This is a genomic window from Streptomyces daghestanicus (assembly GCF_020521275.1).
Taxonomy (GTDB): domain Bacteria; phylum Actinomycetota; class Actinomycetes; order Streptomycetales; family Streptomycetaceae; genus Streptomyces; species Streptomyces griseoviridis.
Genome location: NZ_BNDX01000018.1, coordinates 128,286 through 152,007, shown reverse-complemented (window position 1 = coordinate 152,007; position 23,722 = coordinate 128,286). Strand labels below are relative to the sequence as shown.

Sequence of the window (23,722 nt, the reverse complement as noted above, 5' to 3'; positions counted from 1 at the left end):
AGCCGTCCGGTATGAGCGAGCCGTCCGGTACGGGCACACGGGAGATCCTGGGCCGGTTCGCCGCCGGCGAACTGTCGAAACGCGAGGTCCTGGCCCTGCTGGCCGCCGCACGGGCGGCCCCGCCCGCACCGGGGACCGCACCTCGGCGGCCCCCTTCCTCCCCCGGGCCCGCCGGCCAGGCCCCCGGTGACGAGGCGCGCGGGACGCCGGAGCCGATCGCCGTCATCGGGTGCGGTGCCAGGTTCCCCGGCGCCGACGGGCTCGACGCGTTCCGGCGCGTGGTCCGCGAGGGCCTGGACACCGTCGGCGAGGTGCCGCCGGACCGCTGGCCCGTCCAGCGCTGGTACGACCCGGACCCGGCCGCGCCCGCCCGGTCGCTCTCCCGCTGGGGCGGCATGCTGGAGGACGCCGCCGGCTTCGACGCGGAACTGTTCCGGATGACCCCGCGCGAGGCCGAACTGACCGACCCGCAGGCCCGGTTGTTCCTCCAGGAGTGCTGGCGAGCGGTGGAGAACGCGGGTTACGCGCCGCCGGACCTGGCCGGGACGCGCTGCGGCGTGTACGCGGGCGTGATGCTCAACGACTACGCCCACCGGATCGAGCGCTCCAGCCCGCACTCCCGGCTGCCGCAGGTGATGCAGGGCAACTCCCAGTCGATCCTCGCGGCCCGGGTCGCCTACCTGCTCGACCTCGCCGGGCCCGTCGCCGCCGTGGACACCGCGTGTTCCAGTTCCCTCGTCGCCCTGCACCAGGCGTGCCAGGCCCTGTGGCTGGGCGAGGCCGACATGATGCTGGCGGGCGGAGTCACCCTCTACACCACCGAGTTGCCGTACATCTACATGAGCAAGGCGGGGATGCTGTCCCCGACCGGCCGGTGCCGCCCCTTCGACGCGGCGGCGGACGGCTTCGTGCCCGGTGAGGGCAGTGCCGCGGTCCTCCTGAAGCCGCTGCGCCGGGCGCTGGCCGACGGTGACCCCGTCCAATTGGTGATCCGTGCCTCCGGCATCAATCACGACGGCGCGAGCAACGGGCTGACCGCGCCCTCTCCCCGCGCCCAGACGGCACTCGTCCGGGACACCTACCGCCGGTTCGGGATCGACCCGTCGACGATCGACTACGTCGAGTGCCACGGCACCGGCACCCCCCTGGGCGATCCCCTGGAGATCTCCGCGCTCAACGACGCCTTCGCCGGTGTCACGCCGGCCGCCGGGCACATTCCGGTGGGATCGGTGAAGGCCAATGTGGGGCACAGTTCGGCGGCGGCGGGGCTGGCCGGGCTGTTCAAGGCGATGGAGGTGGTCGTCTCCGGGCGGGTCCCGCCCACCCCGCATTTCACCGAACCCAACCCGCGCATCCCGTTCGGCCAGGGGCCGTTCCGGCCGGCCGGCGGGCCCGTGGCCCTGCCCCCCGTGACGGGGCGGCCGTGGCGGGCGGCCGTCAGCTCGTTCGGACTGAGCGGGACCAACGCGCACGTCGTGGTGGAGGCGCCGCCGCCGCGCGGTCCCGGCGGCGGGACGGGACCGGCGCTGGTCGTGCTCTCGGCACGCGGCCCGGAACTGCTCACCGCCGAGGCCCACGCGCTCGCCGACTGGCTGGCCGGCCCGGCCGCCGACTCGGACGTGACGGTGCACGACGTGGCCCGTACGCTCGCCCACGGCCGGGTCCACCGGGACCGGCGGCTGGCCGTGGTCGCCGAGGACCGGCGCGAACTGGCCGCCGCGCTGGCCGCGTTCGCCGACGGGCGGACGGCGGGACCGTGGACGGTCCCGGCACCGGACGGGCCCGGCGGCCACCCCGGGCCGGTTCCGGAGCCGTCGCCGGAGCGGCTCTACGCGCGCCTGGCCTCTCCCGGCCCGGCCGCCCGTGACGACCTGCTGGCCCTCGGCCGGCTCTACACCCTCCAGCACCCCGTCGACTGGCACCGGGTGTTCCCGCCGGGCCTCGGCCGGACGGTCGCGCTGCCCGGTTCGGTGCCGTCCGCGCGGCGCTACTGGGTGGAGGAGGACACGGGAACCGCCGCCGGCACCGGCACGGGGAGTGGTACGGCGGCAGGCGGCACGACGGCAGGCGGTACGGCGGCAGGCGATCCGGTCCGTCCGGTCCCCGGCGCGCGGGCCCTCGCCGCTCCCCCGGCCGCGGGCACGCCCGCTCCGTCGCTGGACGGCGTCAGCCTCTACGTGCCCCGCTGGCGGCCCGAACCGCCACCGGAGCCCGACGACGCGCCGGGACCGCTGCTGGTCGTCACGGACGCGATGACCGCACGGGAGGACGTCCGCTCCCCCGGGACGCCGGGCGGGCTGCTCGCGGCCCTCGCCCCGGTGTGGCCCGGGGCGGTGCGGCCGGTGGGGCCCGGCGGCGAGCCGCCCCGGGTGGTGGCGGAACTGTCGGCCCACGGGCCCGGCGAACGGCTGACCGTCCTGGTGCCGCTGCCCGCCGACGCCCCGCAGCCCTGCTGGGCTCCGCTGTTCGGTCCGGTCCGCGAGATGCTCACCGGGCTGTGGAAGCGGTCGCTGCACCTGGTGGTGGCCGCCGAGGACCCGTCGACGGCCCTGGCCGCCGCCGGTTTCGCGCAGAGCCTCGCGCACGAGAATCCGCGTCTGACCGGCCGGGTCGTCCTGGTGGACCGTCTCGACGTGGGCTGCGCGGTCCCGCTGGCCCGGGAGTGCGCGGGTCCCGACGCCGGGTCGGGCCGGATCGTGGACCTGCGGGCGGGCCGCCGGCTCAGCCGTCTGCTGCGCCGGATCGACGCGCCGGGCGCGACGGCCGGCCCGGACGCCCCGATCCGCCCCGGTGGCGTCCACCTGATCACCGGCGGGCTCGGCGGGCTCGGCCTGCTGACGGCCCGTCACCTCGTCGAACGGTACGGCGCCCGGGTGGTGCTGTGCGGCCGGCGCCCGCCGGAGGCCCTCGCGGACAGCGACCGTGCCGCCCTCGCCGGCCTCGGCGCGTCGGCGCGCTACGCACCGGTGGACGTCACCGACACGGCGGCCGTACGGGCCCTGGTCACGGACGTGCTGGCCACCGAGGGAGCCCTGCACGGGGTGTTCCACGCCGCCGGTGTGCTGCGCGACGCCTATCTCGTCCGCAAGCGACCCGAGGACGCCGACGAGGTGATCGGGCCGAAGGCCGACGGTGTCCGGGCCCTGGACGCGGCGACCGCGGACGTCGCGCTGGACCTCTTCGTGCTGTACGCGTCGGTGTCGGGCACCGTGGGCAACCTCGGTCAGTCGGACTACGCGAGCGGCAACGGCTTCCTCGACGGTTTCGCCGAGGGGCGCCGGGTGGCCGTGGCCCGGGGCGAACGCTCCGGGCGCACCCTGTCCGTGGGGTGGCCGTTGTGGCGGGACGGCGGGATGTCGGTACCGGACGCGGTGCTCGCCACCATGCGCGAGCGCACCGGCGCCGAGCCCCTCCCCACGGCGACCGGACTGGCCGTGCTGGAAGCGCTCCTGACCCTGCCGGACGCGCCCCCGGTCGTGGCGGTGCACCACGGGCGGCGGGACCCGTGGGAAGCGACGCTCGGCGCCTTCCGCGTACTCGACGCCACGGGACCGGAGCCGGACGGCGCCCGCGGGGAGCACGAGCGCTCCCCCGCCCAGGTGTTCCCCCCGGTCCCCCCGGTCTCCCCGGTCCCCCCGCCCGCCGCACCCGCGCCGGTCGCGCCGGCCGCGCCGGTCGCGCCGGTCGCGTCCGCGGACCCGGACGGCGGGGACGTGCCCGGCCGGGTGCGCCGGGTCGTCTCGGAGGTGACCGGGATGCCCCCGCACACGGTGCGCATGGGGGCCGCGCTGCGCGACCTCGGTTTCGACTCGCTGACGCTGCGGGCGCTCGCCGACGCCCTCACCGCGGCCGTCGCGCGGGTCTCCGCCCCGGAGATCTTCGCCGCGGCCTCGCTGGCCGACCTGGCCGCGCTGCTCGCGCCCCGGACCGGCGAGGCACCAGCACCAGCACCAGCACCAGCACCAGCACCAGCACCAGCACCAGCACCGAACCATCGGCCGTCCGGGCACCCCGCTCCGGCGTCCCCCGCAGCGGCCACCGCCCCACCACACCGGGCCACCGTGCCCGTCACCGGGGCGGACCGGGCCCCCATTCCCCGGGAGGACCGGGCCCCCACCCTCCGGGAGGACCCGACGCCCGGCCTCCGCACCGCCCCCGGCGAACGGCGGCCGGCGGACGCTCTGGCCGTCGTCGGCATGAGCGGCCGCTATCCCGGCGCGCCCGACCTCACCGCGTTCCTCGCCAACCTGCGCGAGGGCCGCGACACCTCCGGCCCGGTCCCCCGTGACCGTTGGCGCCCGGGTTCGGCCGTCGATGACGTACGGGGCCACTTCCTGACCGGTGTGGACCACTTCGACGCGGATTTCTTCGGGCTGAGTCCGTACGAGTCGGCCCTGGTGGACCCGCAGGAACGGCTGCTGCTGGAGACGGCCGTGGAGGCCCTGGAGGACGCCGGGGCGCTCGGGGAACGGCTGGACGCCCTGTGCGACGACACCGGGGAACCCCGGAGCGTCGGGGTGTTCGTCGGCGTCACCTCCAGCGACTACCAGAAGGTGGGGATCGAGACCTGGGCCCGGGGCAACCGCACCGTCCCCGCCGGGCACTACTGGAGCACCGCCAACCGGATCTCCTACCTGCTGGACCTGCGGGGGCCCAGCCAGCCCGTGGACACCGCCTGCTCGTCCTCCCTGACGGCCCTCCACCTCGCGGCGCAGGCCATCGAGCGGGGCGAGTGCGGCGCGGCGCTCGTGGCGGGCGTCAATCTCTACCTCCACCCGTCACGGCTGCTGCTGCTCAAGGAGTTCGGGTTCCTCTCGCCGGACGGCCGGTGCCGCTCGTTCGGACGCGGGGGCACCGGTTTCGGCCCGGGCGAGGGAGTCGGCGCCGTGGTCGTCAAACCCCTGGAGCGGGCCCTCGCCGACGGTGACCAGGTGTACGCGGTGGTCCGCGGCACCGCCGTCGGCCACGCCGGACGCGGCCACGGCTACACCGCGCCCAGCCCGCAGGCGCAGGAGCGGGTCATCCGGCGGGCGCTCTCCCGGGCCGGGGTGGATCCCGCGACGGTCGGCCTGATCGAGGCGCACGGCACCGGGACCGAACTGGGCGACCCGATCGAAGTCACCGCGCTCACCCGGGTGTTCGGCGGCCGTTCCGCGGCGGCGGGCACCGTCGCCCCCGTGGCGCTCGGCTCGGTCAAGTCGCAGATCGGGCACGGCGAGTCCGTGGCCGGTCTGGCCGCGCTGACCAAGGTGGTGCTGCAACTGCGCCACGGCGAGCTGCTGCCGACCCTGCACGCCGACGAGGTCAATCCCGCGCTCGACCTCTCCGCGGGGCCGTTCGCCCTGACGACCGGGCACGCCGCCTGGCCCGCGCCGGACCGGCCGGGCGGGAGTGCGGTGCCGCGCCGGGCCGGGGTCAGTTCCTTCGGCGCCGGAGGGGTGAACGCGCATGCCGTGCTGGAGGCGTACGACCCGGCGCTGCACGGCGCGGGGAAACGGGCGGGCGGGCCGGGCGGCGGCGCGGCGCTGGCACCGGTGCTGGTCCTGCTGCGGGCCCCCAGCGCGGCACACCTGGCCGCGTCCGCCGGACGGCTCGGGGCCTGGCTGGACGACGCCGGCGGCCCGGGGCCCGGCACCGACCTCGGCGACCTGGCATACACCTTGCGCAGCGGGCGTGCCGAGCAGCCCTGCCGGCTGGCCTGCACCGCCCGCACGACGGCGGAGCTGGCCCGTACCCTCGCCGCCGTCGCGGCCTGCGGCGCGGCCCCCGGTGCCGCACTGCCCGCGGGGGTGCACATCAACGACGTACGGACCCACCCGGCCGACACCGAGTCCTTCGTGGACGACGAGGCGCTGCGGTCGTACCTGACCGCGTTGTGGGCCGCCGGGGAGTACGGCCGGGTCGGCCGGCTGTGGACCCAGGGGGTGCCGGTGCGCTGGAGCGAACTGGCGCCCGGCGGCCGGATCGTGCCGCTGCCGCCGCCGGTCTTCCTGCGCCGGCGGATCTGGGTGGAGGCCACGGCCCCGGACCCCGGCGCGACGCCCGGCGGTCCCCCGGCCCCGGACACCGGCCCGCTCACCGGCGGTCCGCGCGTCCCCGCCGTCCATGAGGCGCGCGCGGACCAGGACGGGGGACGGCCGTACACCGCCGCACCACCGGGCGCCGGCGCCGGCGCCCGCCCGGCCGGCCCGGCGGCCGGCGCGTCGGACGGGGCGGTCGGCGGCGCGGCGGACAGTGCGCCCGGCACCGGGGGCGGCGAGCGCGCCGCGCTTCCCGCCGCGCGACCGCACTCCGGGTACGACGACGTGCTCGCGCGTCTCGTCGCGCTCGTCCGGCCCCGGGTCCCGGACCCGGAGGCCGGCGTCGACCCCGGGCACTCCCTGACCGGGCTGGGCATGGACTCGCTGAACCTGATGAGTCTGCGTTTCGCGGCCGAGGAGGAGTTCGGGGTGGAGCTGCCGCTCGACCTGCTCGGCGGCGACGCCCCGCTCACCGCGCTCGCCGAGCGGATCGGCGCCACTGCCGCCGGCCTGCCCCGCGCCCACCCCCGCAACCACTCCTGAAGGAGCCGCAGTGCAGCCGACCCGAACCGACAGCGTGGCCTCCGCCCCGGCGGGCACGGCGTCGCCACCGGACGCCTTCCCGCTCACGGACATGCAGGAGGCCTACTGCGTGGGCCGTTTCTGGGAGGCCGGATCGGCGGCCCGGGTCTACGTGGAGTTCGACGTCGCGGACGTCGACCCGACGGCGCTGGAGGACGCCTGGAACGCGGTCGTCGCCGAGACCGGGATGCTGCGCGCCGTCATCCTGCCCGACGGCCGGCAGGCCGTGCGGCCCCGCGTACCGCGCCACCGGCTGCCCGTCACGGACCTGCGCGCCGCGGGTCCCGACGACCGCGACGCCGCGCTGGAGCGACTGCGCGAACGCTGCCACGGGACGCCCCTCGACCCGTACGACGGGCCGCTGTTCGTCATGGCGGTCGCCCTGCTGCCCGGTGGCCGCGCACGGGTCCATCTCGCGCTCGACGAACTGGTGGTGGACGGCCCGAGCGTGTCCCTGCTGCTGCACCGCTGGTACGCGCTGTACCGGGGCGGACCGGTCCCGCCCCCGCCCGCTCTCGGTTTCCGCGACTACGTCGAGGCGGTGCGCGCCCGCGAGAACCCGGCGCGCACCGAGGCCGCCCTGGCCTACTGGCGGGACAAGCTGTCCGGGGTGCGGATGCGGCCGGCCCCGCGCGCGGGCGGCGGACACCCCGGCGCGGCGGGCACCCGCGGCGTCCGGGGACCCGCGGCGGCGGGCGCCGCGCGGCGCCGGCTGACGCTGCGGCTCCCCGCCGACCGCTGGCGGCGCGTCACCGGGCACGCGGCGGCACTGCGGGTGACCCCCTCGGCGCTGCTGCTGACCCTGTACGGAAGTCTGCTGCACCGGCTGCTGCCGCCGGACGGCGCCGGGCCGCTGCCGCTGGTCATCACCACGTACAACCGGCTGCCCGTGCACCCGGACGTCCCCCGCGTCGTCGGTCCGTTCGTGTCCACGTCGGTGTTCCTCGCACCGCCGCCGACCGCTTCCCTCGCGGTGCTCAGCGGCGCGGTCCGCGACCAGTTGTGGGCCGACCTGGAGCACGGCGCGGTCAGCGGGGTGCGCGCGCTGCGGGAACGGGCCGCGCGCGACGGCGACGGACCGGGGGCGCCACCGTACGTCTTCACCAGCATGCTCGGCACCCTCGGGAACGGTCTCGGGACCGCGGGGACGGCACATGGCGCCGGGGACGACGTCTGGGCGTCCGCCGCGCGCACGGAGGCCGGCCGGACCCGCACCCCCGGGGTGTGGCTGGAGTGCATCGTGCACGAACGGGCGGGCGAACTGCACGTCGTCCTCGACCACGACGAGGAGGCGATCGGCCCTGACCTCGCCGACCGGCTCCTCTCCGCCTGGTCCACGGCGCTCGGCACCCTGGCGGACCTCGCCCCGGACGAGGCGGCCGGCCTGCCGGACCCGGCCGCCCTGTTCGAGCCCCGGCCCGCGCCGGAGGCCGGGGCCGCCGAGGAACCGGAGGACGCCCGGACGAGACTGCCCCTGACGGCCATGCAGACCGCGTACCTGGTGGGCCGCCTGACGACGCCCGGCGTCGCCGGGGAGACCCGGGTGCACCAGGAGTTCCGGCTCACCTCGCCCGACCTGCGGCGCCTCGGCGACGCGTGGCGGCTCCTCGTCCGGCGGCATCCGGCGCTGCGGGCACGCATCGGCGAGGACGGGACGCTGTCGGTGGACCCCGCCCCCGCGGACCCCGCGGCCCCGCGCATCCCGCACCACGACCTGACGCACCTGTCACCGGCCGGGGCGGAGCGGGCCGAGACCGAGCGGCGCGGCCGGCTCGCCGCGACCTCCCTGCCGCTCGACGAGGGCCCGCTGTGGCGGTTGGAGACCAGTGCGCTGCCCGACGGTTCCGTCGTCCTGCACGTCCTGTTCGACGCCCTGGTGGCGGACGCGCGTGCGGTGGCGACGCTGTTCCACCAGCTGTTCCGGCTGCACGCCGGGGAGCCGCCCGAGCGGGTGCTCCCCGCGGCGCCCCCGCCGTTCGGCCCCTTCCTCCGGGCTCGCGAACGGGCCCGGCAGGGCCCCGCCGCCGACGCGGCGCGCGCCGTGTGGGACGAGGTGCTCGCCCGCGTGCCGGACGGCCCGGGGCCCGCCCGCCGCGCGGTGGCGCCGGCGACGGCGGGCAGCGAGCACCGGCGGCTGGACGTGCCGGGGTGGCGGGCGCTGCGGGCCCGGGCGGACGAGTGGGGGGTGGCCCCGGACATCGTCCTGCTCACCGTCTACTGCGACGTCTGGCGCCGGGCCTGCGCTCCGGGCGAGCCGTTCACCGTCGTGGTGGTCTCCTGGGACCGGCCGGAGAACCCGCCGGGTGCCGGGGAACTGGTCACGGACTTCACCCGGCTGAGCTGGCTCGTCGTGGACGACTCGCTGCCGGCGGAGTTCGGGGCGCGGGTGCGGGCGGTGGACGCGCGGCTCCGCGTCGACCTGGAGCGCTCGGCGGTGGCGGACGGCCTGGCCGCGGCGCGCGCCCGGACCCGGCCGGGCGCCGTCCCGCCGTTCCCGGTGGTCTTCACCCGGCTGCCGGCCGAACAGCCCGACGGCATCCCTGGGGTGGAGCTGCGCCACAGCCAGTCGAGGACCTCGGGGGTGGCCGTCGACCACGTGCCGATGTTCGTCGGCGACACCCTGGTCTGCCAGTGGGACGCCCGCGCGGGCGTCCTGCCCGACGGCCTGCTCGACGCCCTGTTCGCCGACTACGCGGCCGTCGTACGGGACCTGGCCGGCGCGGAGACGCGTCCGGTCCCGGACCCGGCCGGCGCGGACACCCGTCCGGCTCCGGGTCCGGCCGGCGCACCGGCCGGTGGTGCCGTCCAGGCCGCGCTGCGGGGTCCGGCGCGGGACTTCCGCCCGGAGCTGACGCTCGCCGACCGCCTCGAACGCGCCCTGGCGGCCCACGCCGACCGCCTCGCGGTGCGCTTCGAGGACGAGGAGCTGACCTACCGCGAACTCGGCGCCCGCAGCGCCCGGCTCGCCCGGTTCCTGCGGGCGTCCGGCGCCGGACCGGGCACCCGGGTCGCGGTGCGCATGGACCGCTCCGCGGCCCTGGTGACGGCGCTGCTGGCGGTGGTACGGGCCGGTGCGGCGTACGTCCCGCTCGACCCCGCCCACCCGCCGGCCCGTACCCGGTTGCTGGCGGAGGACTGCGAACCGGTCCTCGTCCTCACCGACGAGCGATGTCGGACCGGCCTGGAGGGGAGCACCGCTCCGGTGGTGGCCGTCGACCCGTCCGGCGCCGCCTACCGGCACCTCGACGACGGCCCGCTGGAGTCCGGGGCCACGCCCGCGGACCCGGCGTACATGATCTACACGTCGGGCACCACGGGCCGCCCCAAGGGCTGTCCCAACGCCCACCGGGCCGTCTCCAACCGGCTGAACTGGGCTCAGGAGACGTTCCGGCTCCGGCCCGGCGACCGGGTCGCGCAGAAGACGCCGTACGGCTTCGACGTGTCGGTCTGGGAGTTCTTCTGGCCGCTGCTCGCCGGGGCCGCCGTGGTGGTGGCGCGGCCCGAGGGGCACCGGTCGCCCGCCTACCTGGCCCGCTGGTTCCGGGAGAGCGGGGTGACGGTCGCCCATTTCGTCCCGTCGATGCTCGCGCTGTTCCTGGCCGAGCCGGAGGCCGCGCGGGCCGGTTCGCTGCGCCTGGTGCTGGCCAGCGGCGAGGCCCTGCCGGCCGCCACCGCGCACGCCTTCGGGCGGGTGCTGCCCGGTGCGGAGCTGCACAACCTGTACGGGCCCACGGAAGCCGCCATCGACGTCACGCACTGGGCGGTGCCCCCCGGCTGGTCCGGCACCGACGTCCCGCTGGGCCGGCCCATCGACAACACCGTCATCCGGCTCCTGGACGCCCGGCTCAGCCCCGTCGCCGCCGGTGAGCCCGGGGAGATCTGCGTCGGCGGACCCGCGGTGGGGCTCGGCTACCACCGGCGCCCCGAGGAGCAGGCCCTGCGTTTCGTGCCGTCGCCGTTCGCGGAGGACGGGGGCGGCCGGCTGTACCGCACGGGCGACCTGGGCCGGGTCGGCCCCGACGGCCTGCTGCGCTATCTGGGACGCCAGGACGACCAGTTCAAGATCCGCGGGCTGCGGGTGGAGGCGGGCGAGGTCGAGGCGGCGCTGCTGGCGGTGCCGGGGATCGCCCAGGCCCGGGTCCTGCCGTGGCGGGGACCGGGTGACGAGCCGCAGCTCGCGGCGGTGTGCGTGGCCGGGGACGGGGGCCCCGTCCCGGTGGCCCGGCTGCGGGCGGAGCTGGCGCGTACGCTGCCCGCGCCGCTCCTTCCGTCCCGGACGGTGTTCACCGACGCGCTGCCCCTGACCCCGAACGGCAAGCTCGACCGGGCGGCGGCCGGCCGGCTGCTCGACGCGCCGGGGCGCACCGCCGCCGCGCCCGCGCCGCGGGACCGCCCGGGGCCGGCGGCGGCCTGCGCGCCGGACGCCGAGGCCGTCGCCCAGCTCGCCGCCTCGCTGCTGGACGGGACGGCGGTCGGCCCGGACGACGACCTGTTCGCGCTCGGCGCCACCTCCTTCACCATGATCCGGCTGGCCCGGGAGATCGAGCGGCGCCACGGCACCCGGGTGCCGGTCGACCTCCTGGTGACCCGCCCGACCGCCCGGGGCGTGGCCGAGGGGCTGGCCGCCGCGCCCGCCGGCGCCGGTGCCGCCGACGGCGCCGGCGCGCGGGGCGGCCCGGCAGGGCCCCGGGACGCCGCGGACGTGCGGATCGCCTTCGACCCGGAGGCGAAGGCCGCCTTCAAGGCGGAACGGCGCTCGTTGCGCCGGTTCCCCGAGGACCGGCCCAGGGTCGCCCTCGACCTGCCGGCGGACGACGGGCCGGCCGGCGGGTGCGGGGGCTCGGTCCGGGAGTTCGACCCGGCGCCGCTGTCCTTCCGCGGGCTGTCGCTGCTGGCCCGCTCGTTCACCCAGCCGGGCCCGGGGCACGGGACCCGGCGGCCCTACCCGTCGGCGGGCGGCTTCTACCCGGTCCAGGTGTACGTGTACGTGAAGCCGGGCCGGGTCACCGGCCTCGGACCCGGCGTCTATTACCTGGACCCGGCGGAGCGCGCCCTGGTCCCCGTCACCGAGGGCGCCGTGCTCGACGAGCGCAGCCAGGTCCGGTACAACCGGCCGCTGTTCACGGGCGCCGCCTTCGGTCTCTTCCTGGTCTCCACGCCCCGCGCCATCGAACCGGCCTACGGCCGGGCCCTCGGCACCCGGTACACCGCGGTGGAGGCGGGGCACATGTGCCAGGCGGCCATGGAACGCGCGAGCGGACTGGGGCTGGGCCTGTGCCCCATCGGCGACATGGACTTCACCGCGGTGCGGGAGCACTTCGCGCTGGACGACGGCCAGGACCTGGTGGTCTCGCTGTGGGGCGGCGCCCTGCCGGACTCCCCGGCCGCGCCGGAACCCGCCACGGCGACACCGGCCACGTCGACGGCGGTCCTTCCTGCGTCGGGCATCTCTCCGCCGGCCCTCCCGGCGTCGGGCGTCTCGCCGTCCCCCCCGCCGGCGTCGGACGTCTCGCCGACGGGCACCGCGCCGTCACCCTGCTCGGCGGCGTCCGCTGCGGGTGAGGTGCCCCCGGGCGCGGTCGCGGTGATCGGGTTCGCCGGGCTGCTGCCGGGCGCGGACCCCGCCGACAGCGTCGCCGGGCTCGGGCGGCTGCTCGCCGAGGGCGGCACCGCGATCGGCCCGCCGCCCCCCGGCCGCGCGCCCTCCCCCGCCCCGCGTGCCGCGCGCGGCGGTGCCACCGTGGGCGCCTATCTGCCCGATGTCTCCGCCTGGGAGCCGGACGAGTGGGGCATCCCGCCGCAGGAGGCCGCCGCCGTCGATCCGCAGGAACACCTGCTGCTCGCCGTGGTGCGGGGCTGTCTGGAGAACGCCGGGACACGCCCCGAGACGCTGTCCGCGGCGGGCCCCGTCGGGGTGTTCACCGGGGCCATGTGGCACGACCACGGACGGCGCGGGGGCGGCACCGCGCCGCGCGCCGTGCCGACGATGACCGGGCTGGCGCACCGCGTCTCGCACGCCTTCGACTTCCACGGGACGAGCCTGGTGGTCGACGCGGGCTGCGCCTCGGGGCTCGCGGCGGTCGACGCGGCGCTGCGGGCCCTGCGCGGCGGTCAGTGCACCACGGCCGTGGCGGCGGCCGTGAACCTCGTCCTGGACGGTGCGCACCTCGAGTTCCTGGCCGAGACGGGACTGCTCGCCGCGTCGGCCGGCTCCCGTCCGCTGTCGGGCCGGTCCGACGGCTGGATCCTGGGGGAGGGCGTCGGCGCGGTGCTCCTGAAGCCGCTGGAGCGGGCGCTCGCGGACGGCGACCCCGTGCACGCGGTCCTGCGGGGCGGCTCCTGCCGGCACGCGGGGACCACCCGGGGGTACGGCATGCCGAGCCCCCGGCGCCAGGAGGAGACCATGCGCGCGGCCCTCGACGACGCGGGCGTCACCGCGGACGACATCGGGTACGTCGAGTCGTCGGCGACCGGCGCCGCCGTCGCGGACGCCCTGGAGCTGGAGGTGCTCGGGCGGGTGCTCGGCGACCGGCCGCAGCCGGTCCCGGTGGGCTCCGTCAAGGGCGTGCTCGGCCACATGGAAGCGGCCTCCGCCTTCGGGCAGCTGGCGAAGGTGCTGGCGCAGTTCCGGCAGGACCGGCTGCTGCCGACCCCGCTGCCGCCCGACGCCTCGTCCCCCGGTGGTGACGGCCGGGTGCGGGTCGTCGGGGCCGTGGAGCCCTGGCCCGCGCGGCGCCGGGTCCTGCTCAACAGCTTCGCGGGCACGGGCGGCTACGCCAGTGTGGTGCTGGAGGCACCGCCGGTCCGGGCGTGCGGCCCGGTGCCCGCCGGACCCGTGACGCTGCCGCTGAGCGCCGGCTCCCCGGCCGCTCTGGCCGCGTACGCCGGCCGCCTCGCCGACCACCTGGAGCGGGAGGCGCCGCCGCTGCACACCGTCGCGGCGGCGCTGCGCGGCGGGCGCCGCGACCGGCGCTGCCGGGCGGCGGTGGTGGTCACCGGGGACGGCGCCGTACCGGCGCTGCGCGCCCTCGCGGAGCGGGTGTCGCGCCAGGGCGGCGGCGTCGTGGTGACCGGTGCCGGGGTCCCCGAGGACCGGGAGCCCGACCTGCCGTCCGGGTGGCTCGACGGCGCGGACGCCCCGTGGCCGCCCGCGCCTGGGGGCGTACCCCGGGCCGCGCTGCCCCCGACCCCCGTCGACACCGCCCCGGTCGCCCCACGGGGACAGGAGGCTCCCGCACCCCCGGACGCGGCCAGCGGCCCCACGCCCACGGTTCCGGGACCGGCCCCGGAACCGGTCCTGCCCGCCGACGCCCAGGACACCGCCGCGCAGGACGCCGGCTCCCGGGAAACCGGTGCCCGCGACGCCCCCGCCCAGGACGCCCCCGCCCGGAGCACCACCGCCGGGGACCTCACCCCCCGGGACGTGCCTCCGGCGGAACCCGCGCCCCGTGACCCCCTGCTCCGCCTGGCCGGCATCGTGGCGCGCGAGACCGGCCTGCCCGCCGCCCGCCTCACCGAGGGCACCGATCTGCTCACCCTGGGCGTGGACAGCCTGCGCCTGGTGCGGATCGTGCACGCGATCTCCGCCGCCGGCGGCCGTGCCCCGTCCCTGACGGAACTGTACGAGCGGCCGGTGCTCGGCGCGCTCGCCGCGGCCGCGTTCCCGCCCGCCGCGCCGCGGTCCGTTCCGCAGGACGCCTTCGCCCTGTCCGAGGACGAGATCGACGCACTCGACGAGTCCGTCCTCGACGCCCTGCTGGCCCGGCACACCGCCGCCCTCCGACCTGCCGAGGAGTCATGAGCGCACCCACGAGCACCCGCACGGACGGCACCCCGGACGAGACCGTCGAGGCCAAGCGGGAGCGGCTGAAGTCCCTGCTGCGCCGGGGCGGGGACACCTCCCCGGGGCCGGGCCCCGCGACCACCGCCCCGGAACGGCCGGAGCAGCCCTCGGAGATCCCCCTGACACCGGAGCAGCGCGGTCTGCTGTTCCTGCACCGGCTCGACCCCGGCACCGGGCTGTACGACATCCCGGTCGCGGTCGAACTGCGCGGGCCACTCGACGTGCCCCGCCTGTCACGGGCCTTCGACGCGCTGACGGCCCGTCACCCCGTGCTGGCCACCCGGGTCGCGGCCCGGCCGGACGGCCCGGTCCTCGTGGCCGCGCCCGCCCCACCGCGCCTGGAGGTGCGGGAGGCGGCCGGCGATGCGGACGCGCCGCCCGAGTCGTACCGGGCGGCCCCGGCGCGCGAGGCGGCACGGCCCCTGGACCCCGAGCGGGGCCTGCTGCGCGCCGTGCTGTTCGCGCACGCCCCGGACCACCACCACCTGCTCCTCGTCGTGCACCACCTGGTCTTCGACGGGCATTCGTCGGTGGTGGTGCTGCAGGACCTGTGGGCGCTGTACCGGGCGCCGGACGATCCTGGGGCCCCGGGGCCCGCAGGGCCGTCGTTCGCCGACTACGCCGCCCTGCGCGCCGAACGCGCCGCACAGGACCAGGAGCGGCTGACCGGCTTCTGGCGCGAACGGATGTCCGGGGTGACGGGAGCACCGCTGCTCCCCTTCGACCGGCCCGGGACCACCCGGCGGACCCGGGCGTCGGCGAGCGTCCCCGTCCGGTTCGGCACCGGGGAGACGGCGGCGTTGCGGTCGTTCGCCGCGCGGAGCCGCTCCAGCGTGTTCGCCGTGCTGCTCGCCGCCTACCTGCTGACCCTCGGCCGGCACGATCCCGGGCGGCGGCTGGCCGTGGGCACCCCGGTCGCCATCCGGCACGACGCGCGCTTCGACCGGACCGTCGGCTACCTCACCAACCTGATACCGGTCCGCTCCCCGCTCCCCGCGGGCGACGACGGCGGCACGACGACGGCCGCCGGATACGTCCGTGCCGTACGCGCCGAACTCACCGCCGGTCTCGACCACTGCGACCTGCCCTTCCCCCGCATCGCGGAACTCCTGGACGACGGCTTCGACCCGGAGGACGGCTCCCCGTTCACCTGCCCGTTCGCCTTCCTGCACGAGCAGGCGGACCCGGCGGGCGACATCGCCCCCGGCCTCACGGCCGCGATCGTGGAGGAGATCCAGCAGCCGGGCGTGGGGCACGTCAACCTGACCCTGGTGGAACGCGACGGTGAGATCCGGGGCCTGCTCAAGTACGACCGGGAACGGTTCGACCGGCCGTCGGCGGAGCGCTGCGCCGCCGAGGTGGCCGCGGTGGCCGGGGCGCTGGCGGCAGCCCCCGACGCTCCGGTCGCCGAGGTCCTCGGCCGGGCGCTGCGCGAGGCGCCGGGTGCGGCCCGGCCGCACGGAGCGGCTTCCGTGACGGGCACGGCCACCCCCGCCCGGGCCTCCGGCGGCGCCGGTCAGGACCGGTCCGGATCCGGCGTCCCCGCCCCCGTGGACGCGAGGGCGCTGGCGGCGTGCCGGGAGGCGTGGGCCGCCCTGCTGCCGGGACTCTCCACGGACGAGGGGGGCGAGGGGGCGGACGCCGGCCCGGACGGGCCGAACTTCTTCGCCGCGGGCGGCGACTCCATCCTCGCCGTGCAGTTGGTGACCCGGTTGCGCGGGGCCGGGTTCTCGCTGTCGGCCCGCGACGTCTTCCGCGACCCCACACCGGGCGCGCTGGCCCGCCTGCTCACCGGCCGGGCGTCCGCGCCGCCACCCCCGGACGACGGCGGGGACGCCCCGGCGCCCGTACCGCCCCGGACGGGCGCCGCGCCCGCCGTCCCCGGCCCGTCACCGGTCCAGTCGTGGTTCTTCGAGCGCGTCGCAGGGCCGGAACGCCGGCACTGGAACCTGTCGGCCGCCGTACGGCTGCGGCAGCCGGCCGACCCGCTCCTCGTACGGCTGGCCCTTCAGTGCGTCCTCGCCGCCCACCCGGCTCTCACCTGCCGGATCGCCATCGCCGGCGCGGACCACCGGGTACGGCCCGCGCCGGCGCCCTCCGGCCGAGCGGTACGCGACCTGCTCACGGTCGTCGACGCCGGCGGGGACGACGGCGAGGCCGAGCGGCGCTGGCGGGACGTGCAGCGCGGCCTCGACCCGGAGGCGGGCCGGGTCTTCGGCGCCCTGCTGGTCCGCGGCGCCACGGCCTCCCCCGACTCCGGCGAAGCCGGCTCCGGCGATGCGGAGTCCGACGAACCGGCGTGTGAGGACATCCTGCGCCTGACCGCGCACCACCTGGTGATGGACGCCGTCTCCTGGGGGATCGTCCTGTCCGACCTGGACACGGCGCTCGGCGCGCTGCGGGAGGGCGAACTGCCCCGCCTGCCGCCCGAGCCGACCGGGGAGCGCGCCTGGGCCGCCCTCCTCGCCCGCGCCGCCGCCGATCCCGAGGGTGCCGCCTACTGGCGGGCGGTGGCCGAGGTCCGGCACGAGTGCGACGGTCTCCTCGCGTCCCTGCCGCCGGGCCGCGAGGAGGAGGGGCGGCACGAGGAGTTCGTCCTGGCCGCGGACCCGACGAAGCTGCTGCTGACCGACGTGCCCCGGCGGCTCGGCCTGCCGGTGCACACGGTCCTCACCGGCGCGGTGGCGCTCGCCCTCGCCCGGTGGCGGGGCTGCCGTCTGGTCACCCTGGACGTGGAGACGCACGGCCGCCTCGACAGCGCGGCCGGGCCCGGTCCGCGGGCGTGTGCGGGGGCCGACCTGTCCCGTACCGTGGGCTGGCTGACCTCTGTCGATCCGGTGGTCGTCAGCGGCCCGCGGCAGGCCGGGGCCGAGGAGTTCCTGCGCGAGGCCGCCGGTGCGCTCGCCGCCCCCGCCGGCCACGCGGGTTTCCTGGCCTACCGTCACCTCTCCCCGGACGCGGACCTGCGTGAGGAGCTGGCCGCGGTGCCGCCGGCCCTCGTCTCGTTCAACTACCTGGGGCAGACCGACCGGCTGGCGGTCTCGGACCGGTTCGCACCGGCCGCGCCGCCGCCCGGGGACCGTTCGCCGCGGGCGCGGCGGCCGTATCCGGTGGAGGTGTACGCGGTGGTCCGCGACGGGCGGCTGCGGGTGGGCGTGGTGTGGAGCCCCGCGGCGGCCGACGGCCTCGACGCCGGCAGTGTGCGCTCCCTGAGCACCCAGGTGCGCGTCGCCCTGACCGAACTGGCCTGCCCCGGCGGTGGCACGGCGGACGGCACCGGCACGTCCGGCGCCGTGAGCTGGCCGCTCACCCCCCAGCAGTACGGCGTGGTGGCGGAGGCCCTCGCGGCGGCGGCCGGACGGCACGTGGAGCAGTTCCACTGGTGGTGGCGGGGGGCCTTCGACCGGGAGCGGTTCGCCCGCGCCTGGCGGGTGCTGGCGCGTCGTCACATCGTCCTGCGCGCCCGGGTGGCGGACGGCACGCCCCCGTGCCTCACGGCCCCGCCCGAGGACCGGCCGCCGCTCACCTGGCTCACGGCGGACGGTCCGGACAGCACCCCGTGGGAGGAGGTCGTGCGGGCCGAACGCGACCGGGGCTTCGGCACGGCCGGCGAGCCCCTGCTGCGGGTGACGGTACGGCGGGAGGCGGACGGCCACCGCGTCCTGCTGACGTTCCACCACGCGCTGCTCGACGGCTGGAGCGTCGCCCTGCTCCTCGGGCAGCTCTACGAGGCATACCTGGACGGCACCGACCCGGCGGCGGCCCGGCCGCGGCGGCCCGATGCCCGCGACCACGCCGCCTGGGTGGCCGGCCGGGACGAGGACCGGGCCCGCGCCTACTGGTCGGAGAGGCTCGCCGGTCCTCGCGCGGCCGTCCTGCCCGGGGTGCTCCGGCCGGTCACCGCACCGGCCGCGCCGGCCCCGGCCGCGGAGGTCCGTACCGAACTGCCCGGAGACGCCGCCGACGCGCTGCGGGTGTGGGCGGCCCGGCACGCCGCCACCGAGAGCAATGTGCTGCAGGCCGTGTGGGCCGCCCTGCTGTGGCGCTGCGCCGGGGGCGGCGGCACGGGCCGGGCCCGGCTCGGAGTGACGCTGTCCGGCCGCGCGAACGGCCCCGACGGGGTACGCGGCATCCCCGGCATGCTCGCCACCACCCTGCCGCTGGACCTGGCCGTGGACCCGGACGACCGCGTCGCCGACCTGGTCGAGCGGGCCCGGGAGGCGACGCTCGACCTGCAGGACTTCGAATGGGTGAGCACCGGCCAGATCCACGGATGGGCCGGGCTGCCGGGCCGTGAACCGCTCTTCGACAGTCTCCTGGTGGTGGAGAACTACCCGGCCTCACTGGGCGATGTCGGGGAGCGGCTCGCGGCGGCCGGCTGCGAGGTGGAGGTGCCCACGGCCACCGGGGCGCGCACCGGCTACGCCGTGACCGCCGTCGTGCACCGTGCCGCCGGAGCGCTGGTGACGGTGTTCGTGCCGGACCCGGGCCGCGTCGAGAAGGGGGACGCGGACCGGCTCGCCGAGCTGTGGGACCGTTCGCTGCGCCGGCTGGCCGACGACCCGGACGGCCTGACCGTGCGGGACCTGGTCGGCCGCATCGGGGACGAGGACCTGCCCGGGCTCGCCCCGCGCGGCACGGGCGGGGTCCTCGCCCGGCCCGCGGACCGGCCCGTGGCCTGGCCGCCGTCGGCGCGCGACGCCGGCCTGGTACGGGACGCCTTCCGCGAGGTGCTCGGCGTCGGGGAGGTGGCCCCGGGCGACCACTTCTACGAACTGGGCGGCCACTCGCTGCTCTCGGTCCGGTTGCTGCGGGCCCTGGCGGATCTCGGCGCCCCGCCCCTCACCCTGGGCGACCTGGTACGGCACCCGGTGGCCGGGGAACTGGCCGCGTTCCTGGCCGGACGCCGCGCGGACGACGTGCGGGGCGACGGGCCACCGGAGGCGCCGGACGCGCCGGACGCCGTGGACCCGCTCGTTCCGCTGCGCGAACCCGGTCCGGACGCCGACGGCACACCGGTGACGGTGTACCTGGTGCACCCGCCGGGCGGTCAGGTCGCCTGCTACGGCGCGCTGGCCGCCCACTTCCCCGGCCCGGCCCGCCTGGTCGGCGTCCAGGACGTGCGTACGGTCCTGACCGGTGAGCCCCCGGCCCGTACCGTCGAGGAACTCGCCCGGGCCTACGCGCGGGCCGTGCCGCCGCCGGCACCCGGCGAGCGGGTCGTCCTCGGCGGGTTCTCCGGGGGCGGGGCCATCGCCTACGAGCTGGCGCGGGCCCTGCGCGCCGAGGGGCGGGCGCCCGACCTCGTGGTGATGCTGGACGCGGCGGCGCCGACCGGGCAGCGGACCGACACCACGGCCGACGGGAGCTTCCTGCGGCAGGTCGAGGCGTACGAGCGGACCCGCGCCGGGGCGGCGTCCCGCGCCCCCGGCTCCGGCGGTCCCGACGCGGCCGAGCTGGCACCCGACGAGTACCTCGACGAACTCGCCTCGGTGGCCGACTGGATGGGCACCACGGGTGCCGACCCGTTCGCGCTGCTGCGCGAGACACTCGGCGCGGTCGAGTCGTACCGGCCGGGCCCCTATCCGGGTCCGCTGCTCGTCCTGCGGGCCGCGGAGACGGATTTCGGCCGGGGCAGCGCCTTCGACGCCTCGGACACCTACTACGCGCGGCCCGCGATGGGCTGGGCGGAGCACTGTCCGCTCGTCACGGTGGAGGAGATCCCCGGCAACCACATCAGCCTGCTCTCGCACCGCCACGCGCCCGCCCTCGGCGAGCTGCTGGCCGCCCGGGTCGCGGGAAGGGAGGAGACGACATGACCACGGTCCACATGTTCGCCGGGCAGGGCAGCCAGCGACGGGGCATGGGAGAGGGGCTGTTCGACCGCTACCCGGACCTCACCGCCGAGGCCGACGAGGTGCTCGGCTACTCGATCCGCGACCTCTGCCTGACCGGCGGCCGGGACGGCCAACTGAACGACACGCGCTACACCCAGCCCGCCGTCTACGTCGTCAACGCGCTGGCGCACCACGCGCTGGCGGACCGGGGCGAACACCCCGACGCGGTCCTCGGCCACAGCCTCGGCGAGTACAACGCCCTGGTCGCGGCCGGGGTGCTCGGCTTCGCCGAGGGACTGCGCCTGGTGGCGGCGCGCGCCGCGGCGATGGCGGCCGTGACCGGCGGCGGCATGAGCGTGGTCGTCGGTCTGCGGGAGTCCACGCTCCGTTTCCTGCTGCACCGCTCCGGGTTCGCGGCCGTGCACCTGGCCAACCTCAACGCCCCCGACCAGATGGTGCTGGCGGGGCCGCGCGAGGACCTGGAGATGATGGAGCTGATCCTGACGGACGCGGGGGCGAAGCTGGCGCGCCGGCTGCCGGTCAGCGGCCCGTTCCACTCCCCCCACATGAGCCCCGCCGCACGGGAGCTGGGCCCCCTGCTGCGGGCCACGCCCTTCGGTCCGCCGCGGTGCCCCGTCATCGCCAACCGGACGGCCCGCCCGCACCGGCCGGCGGAGCTGGCCGCCGCCCTGACCGAGCAGATCGACCACCCGGTGCGCTGGACGGAGTCGGTGGAGTACCTGATCGGCCTCGACGAGGACAGCCCGCCGCACTTCGTGGAGGTCGGCGGGGGCACCGCCCTGACCGGCATGGTCGACCGGATCGTCAAGGAGCGCGACCGGCACGCCGCGCGAGCGGCCCGCACGTCCCCGGCACCGGAGCCGCACCGCCCCGGTCACCGCGAACTCATCGCTCAGGAGGCATGGTGACGTCCCCCTTCCCCGCCGGCGTGGTGACCGGCCACCTGGCCGCCGTGCTCGGCGTGGACACCCGGCGGATCGATCCCGACCTGCCCCTGACGGCACTCGGGCTGCAACCGTGGACGGCGGTGCTGCTGCGGGACCGGCTGCGCGCGGCCGACGGCGTCGACGTCCCGCTGCGGCGGCTGCTCGACGGGGGTTCGGCGCGCGCGGTCGCCCGTCTGGTGGACCGCCGCACGCTCCGGACGCCGCCGGCGCACCGCCCCGGAGCGGACCCGGACCCGCCCGGCGTGCACCTCGTGCCGCTCGACGCCGTTCTCGTGGACCGCCTCACCGCCCGCGCCCGCGACCACGGACTGGCCCTGGCACAGGCCCTGGCGGCGGCGGCCACGCTCACCCTGGCGCGCTGGTCCTGCGGCACGGCCCCCCTGGAGCTGACCGTCGGGGGGACGGACGCCCCGGGCACCGTCCGGTTGCCGGGACCCGACCCGCTGCACTGGTCGGGCTTCGCCGCCTACGCCCGGGACCTGCGGGCCGTCGCCCCGCCCGCCGCCGGCCCCGTCGTCCGCCTCGGGCTGGGCGCGCCGCTGCCGCGCGCCGGGGAGGACCGGCTGGAGTACCTCCTCGTCGTCGACCCGTCGGGCCCCGGACCGTACGCCCGGTGGGAGCGGCGGGGCGCGGTACCGGAGCAGGGCGGCGACCCGCTGACCCGCGGCCTCGGCACGGCGTACGCGACGCTGCTGGCGGCACTGTCCGGCACGGCGGACGCCTGGCTGCGGACGGACCTCGGCTGGGACCCCACCTTCGCCTTCCGGGAACCGCTCACCGCACGCCCGTTCCCCGCGGCCGGGCCGCAGCTCGACGCCCCGGCGCGGGCCGCCGCCCGCCGTGCACCGGACGCGCCCGCGCTGCTGGGGGCGTCCGGCTCGCTGTCGCACGGGGCGCTGGCGGACCGGGCCGGGGGGATCGCACGGCTCCTGCACCGGGCGGGGGTACGGGCGGGCAGCACGGTCGCCGTCACGCTGCCCAAGGGGTTCGACCAGATCGCGGCGGTGCTCGCGGTCGCCCGGCAGGGCGCGGTGTACGTGCCGGTGGACCCGGCGTGGCCGGGACCGCGGATCGCAGCCGTCTGCCGCAGGGCGGACATCGCGTACGCCGTCGTGGCACCCGGTGTCCGGCCCGGACTGCCACCGGAGGTCACCGAGGTGCCGATCGGCCCGGACCCGGAGCCGGACCCCGCCGAGGCCGCGCGGGTGCCCGGCGAGCCGTCGCCGGACACCGGTGCGGCCCCCGACTCCCCCGCGTACGTCATCTTCACCTCCGGTTCGACGGGGGAGCCGAAGGGCGTGGTCGTGGACCACGCCGCCGCCCGCGTCACCGTGGACGACATCACCGACCGTCTGGGCGTCGGCCCCCGCGACCGGGTGCTGGGTCTCTCGGCGCTCAGCTTCGACCTGTCCGTGTACGACATCTTCGGGGTCCTCGGCGCGGGCGGGGCGCTGGTCCTGCCCGAACCGGACGGCGAGCGGGACCCGCAGCACTGGCTCGACCTCGTGGAGCGGCACCGGGTCACCTTGTGGAACACGGCACCCGCCCTGATGCAGATGCTGCTGGACCTGGCCGAGTCCGACCCCGGCGGCGCGGCGCGGCAACTGGCGTCGCTGCGCTGCGTCCTGCTGTCGGGCGACTGGATCCCGGTGACCCTGCCGGACCGGCTGCGGGCGCTGGTGCCCGGCGTGCGGGTGATCAGCGCCGGCGGCGCGACGGAGGCCGCGATCTGGTCGATCTGCCAACCGGTGGGGACCGTACCGGACCACTGGCGGAGCATCCCCTACGGCCGTCCGCTGCGCGGGCAGTCCTTCCACATCCTCGACGACGAGGGCCGTCCGGTGCCGGTCGGCTGCGCGGGGGAACTGCACATCGCCGGACAGGGCCTGGCCCGCGGGTACGCCGGCGACGAGGAGCAGACCGCTGCCCGGTTCCCGGTCCACCCCGCACTCGGCGAACGGCTGTACCGTACGGGCGACCTGGGCCTGTGGCGGACCGACGGCGCCATCGAGTTCCTGGGGCGCAAGGACCGCCAGGTGAAGATCAGGGGGCACCGGATCGAGCTGGGCGAGATCGAGTCGGTGCTCGACCGGCTGCCGGCGGTCCGGCGCGCGGTGGCGTCGGTGGACCGCGCGGCCGACGGCCGGGCCCGGCTCGTGGCCCACGCCGCGCTGGCTCCCGAGGCGCTGGCCCGCGACGCGGCGGTGGTCCGGGACGAACTGCGGGACGCGCTGCGCAACGCCGTACCGGCCTACATGGTGCCGCAGCGCATCGTGCTCACCGACGCCCTGCCGGTCACGGCGAACGGCAAGATCGACCACGCCCGCCTCCCGGAGCTGACGGACCATCAGGGAGGTGCCGGGAGCGCTGGACCGCGCTGAGGGCGATATGAAACACTACGGAACGTTCTGCGTCGGCCGAACGCAGCGTTCCGCGGGGGCCGGCGGACGACCGGACCACCGGGCCTCCGCC

The 23,722-nt window shown here is 77.7% G+C and carries 5 protein-coding genes; all 5 read left to right on the top strand.

What is annotated here, in order from left to right; all coding sequences use genetic code 11:
• The first annotated feature begins 11 nt into the window (after window positions 1-11).
• Genes Sdagh_RS33265 through Sdagh_RS33230 form a run of 5 tightly spaced genes read left to right on the top strand, consistent with a single transcriptional unit; the run spans window position 12 to window position 23,631 of the window.
• Window positions 12-6,563: an SDR family NAD(P)-dependent oxidoreductase gene (locus Sdagh_RS33265; RefSeq protein WP_190078087.1), complete on the top strand. Its 6,552-nt coding sequence runs from the start codon at window positions 12-14 to the stop codon at window positions 6,561-6,563.
• A 10-nt stretch (window positions 6,564-6,573) separates the two neighbouring features.
• Window positions 6,574-14,403 (top strand): non-ribosomal peptide synthetase, encoded by a 7,830-nt coding sequence (locus Sdagh_RS36585; RefSeq protein WP_190078086.1) that lies wholly within the window; start codon window positions 6,574-6,576, stop codon window positions 14,401-14,403.
• Window positions 14,400-20,264 (top strand): condensation domain-containing protein, encoded by a 5,865-nt coding sequence (locus tag Sdagh_RS33240; RefSeq protein ID WP_190078085.1) that lies wholly within the window; start codon window positions 14,400-14,402, stop codon window positions 20,262-20,264. Before Sdagh_RS36585 ends, Sdagh_RS33240 begins: the two co-directional genes overlap by 4 nt.
• Window positions 20,261-21,211: an ACP S-malonyltransferase gene (fabD, locus tag Sdagh_RS33235; protein WP_190078084.1), complete on the top strand. Its 951-nt coding sequence runs from the start codon at window positions 20,261-20,263 to the stop codon at window positions 21,209-21,211. The genes Sdagh_RS33240 and fabD overlap by 4 nt, the downstream gene beginning before the upstream one ends.
• Complete coding sequence (locus Sdagh_RS33230) at window positions 21,205-23,631, top strand: amino acid adenylation domain-containing protein (protein ID WP_190078083.1); 2,427 nt, start codon at window positions 21,205-21,207, stop codon at window positions 23,629-23,631. Before fabD ends, Sdagh_RS33230 begins: the two co-directional genes overlap by 7 nt.
• The last annotated feature ends 91 nt before the right edge of the window (window positions 23,632-23,722 follow it).

Bases quoted from the DNA above. Each gene is read 5' to 3' on its own strand.
- Sdagh_RS33265 (WP_190078087.1), top strand. From the start codon at position 12: ATGAGCGAGCCGTCCGGTACGGGCACACGGGAGATCCTGGGCCGGTTC.
- Sdagh_RS33240 (WP_190078085.1), top strand. From the start codon at position 14,400: ATGAGCGCACCCACGAGCACCCGCACGGACGGCACCCCGGACGAGACC.
- fabD (WP_190078084.1), top strand. From the start codon at position 20,261: ATGACCACGGTCCACATGTTCGCCGGGCAGGGCAGCCAGCGACGGGGC.
- Sdagh_RS33230 (WP_190078083.1), top strand. From the start codon at position 21,205: ATGGTGACGTCCCCCTTCCCCGCCGGCGTGGTGACCGGCCACCTGGCC.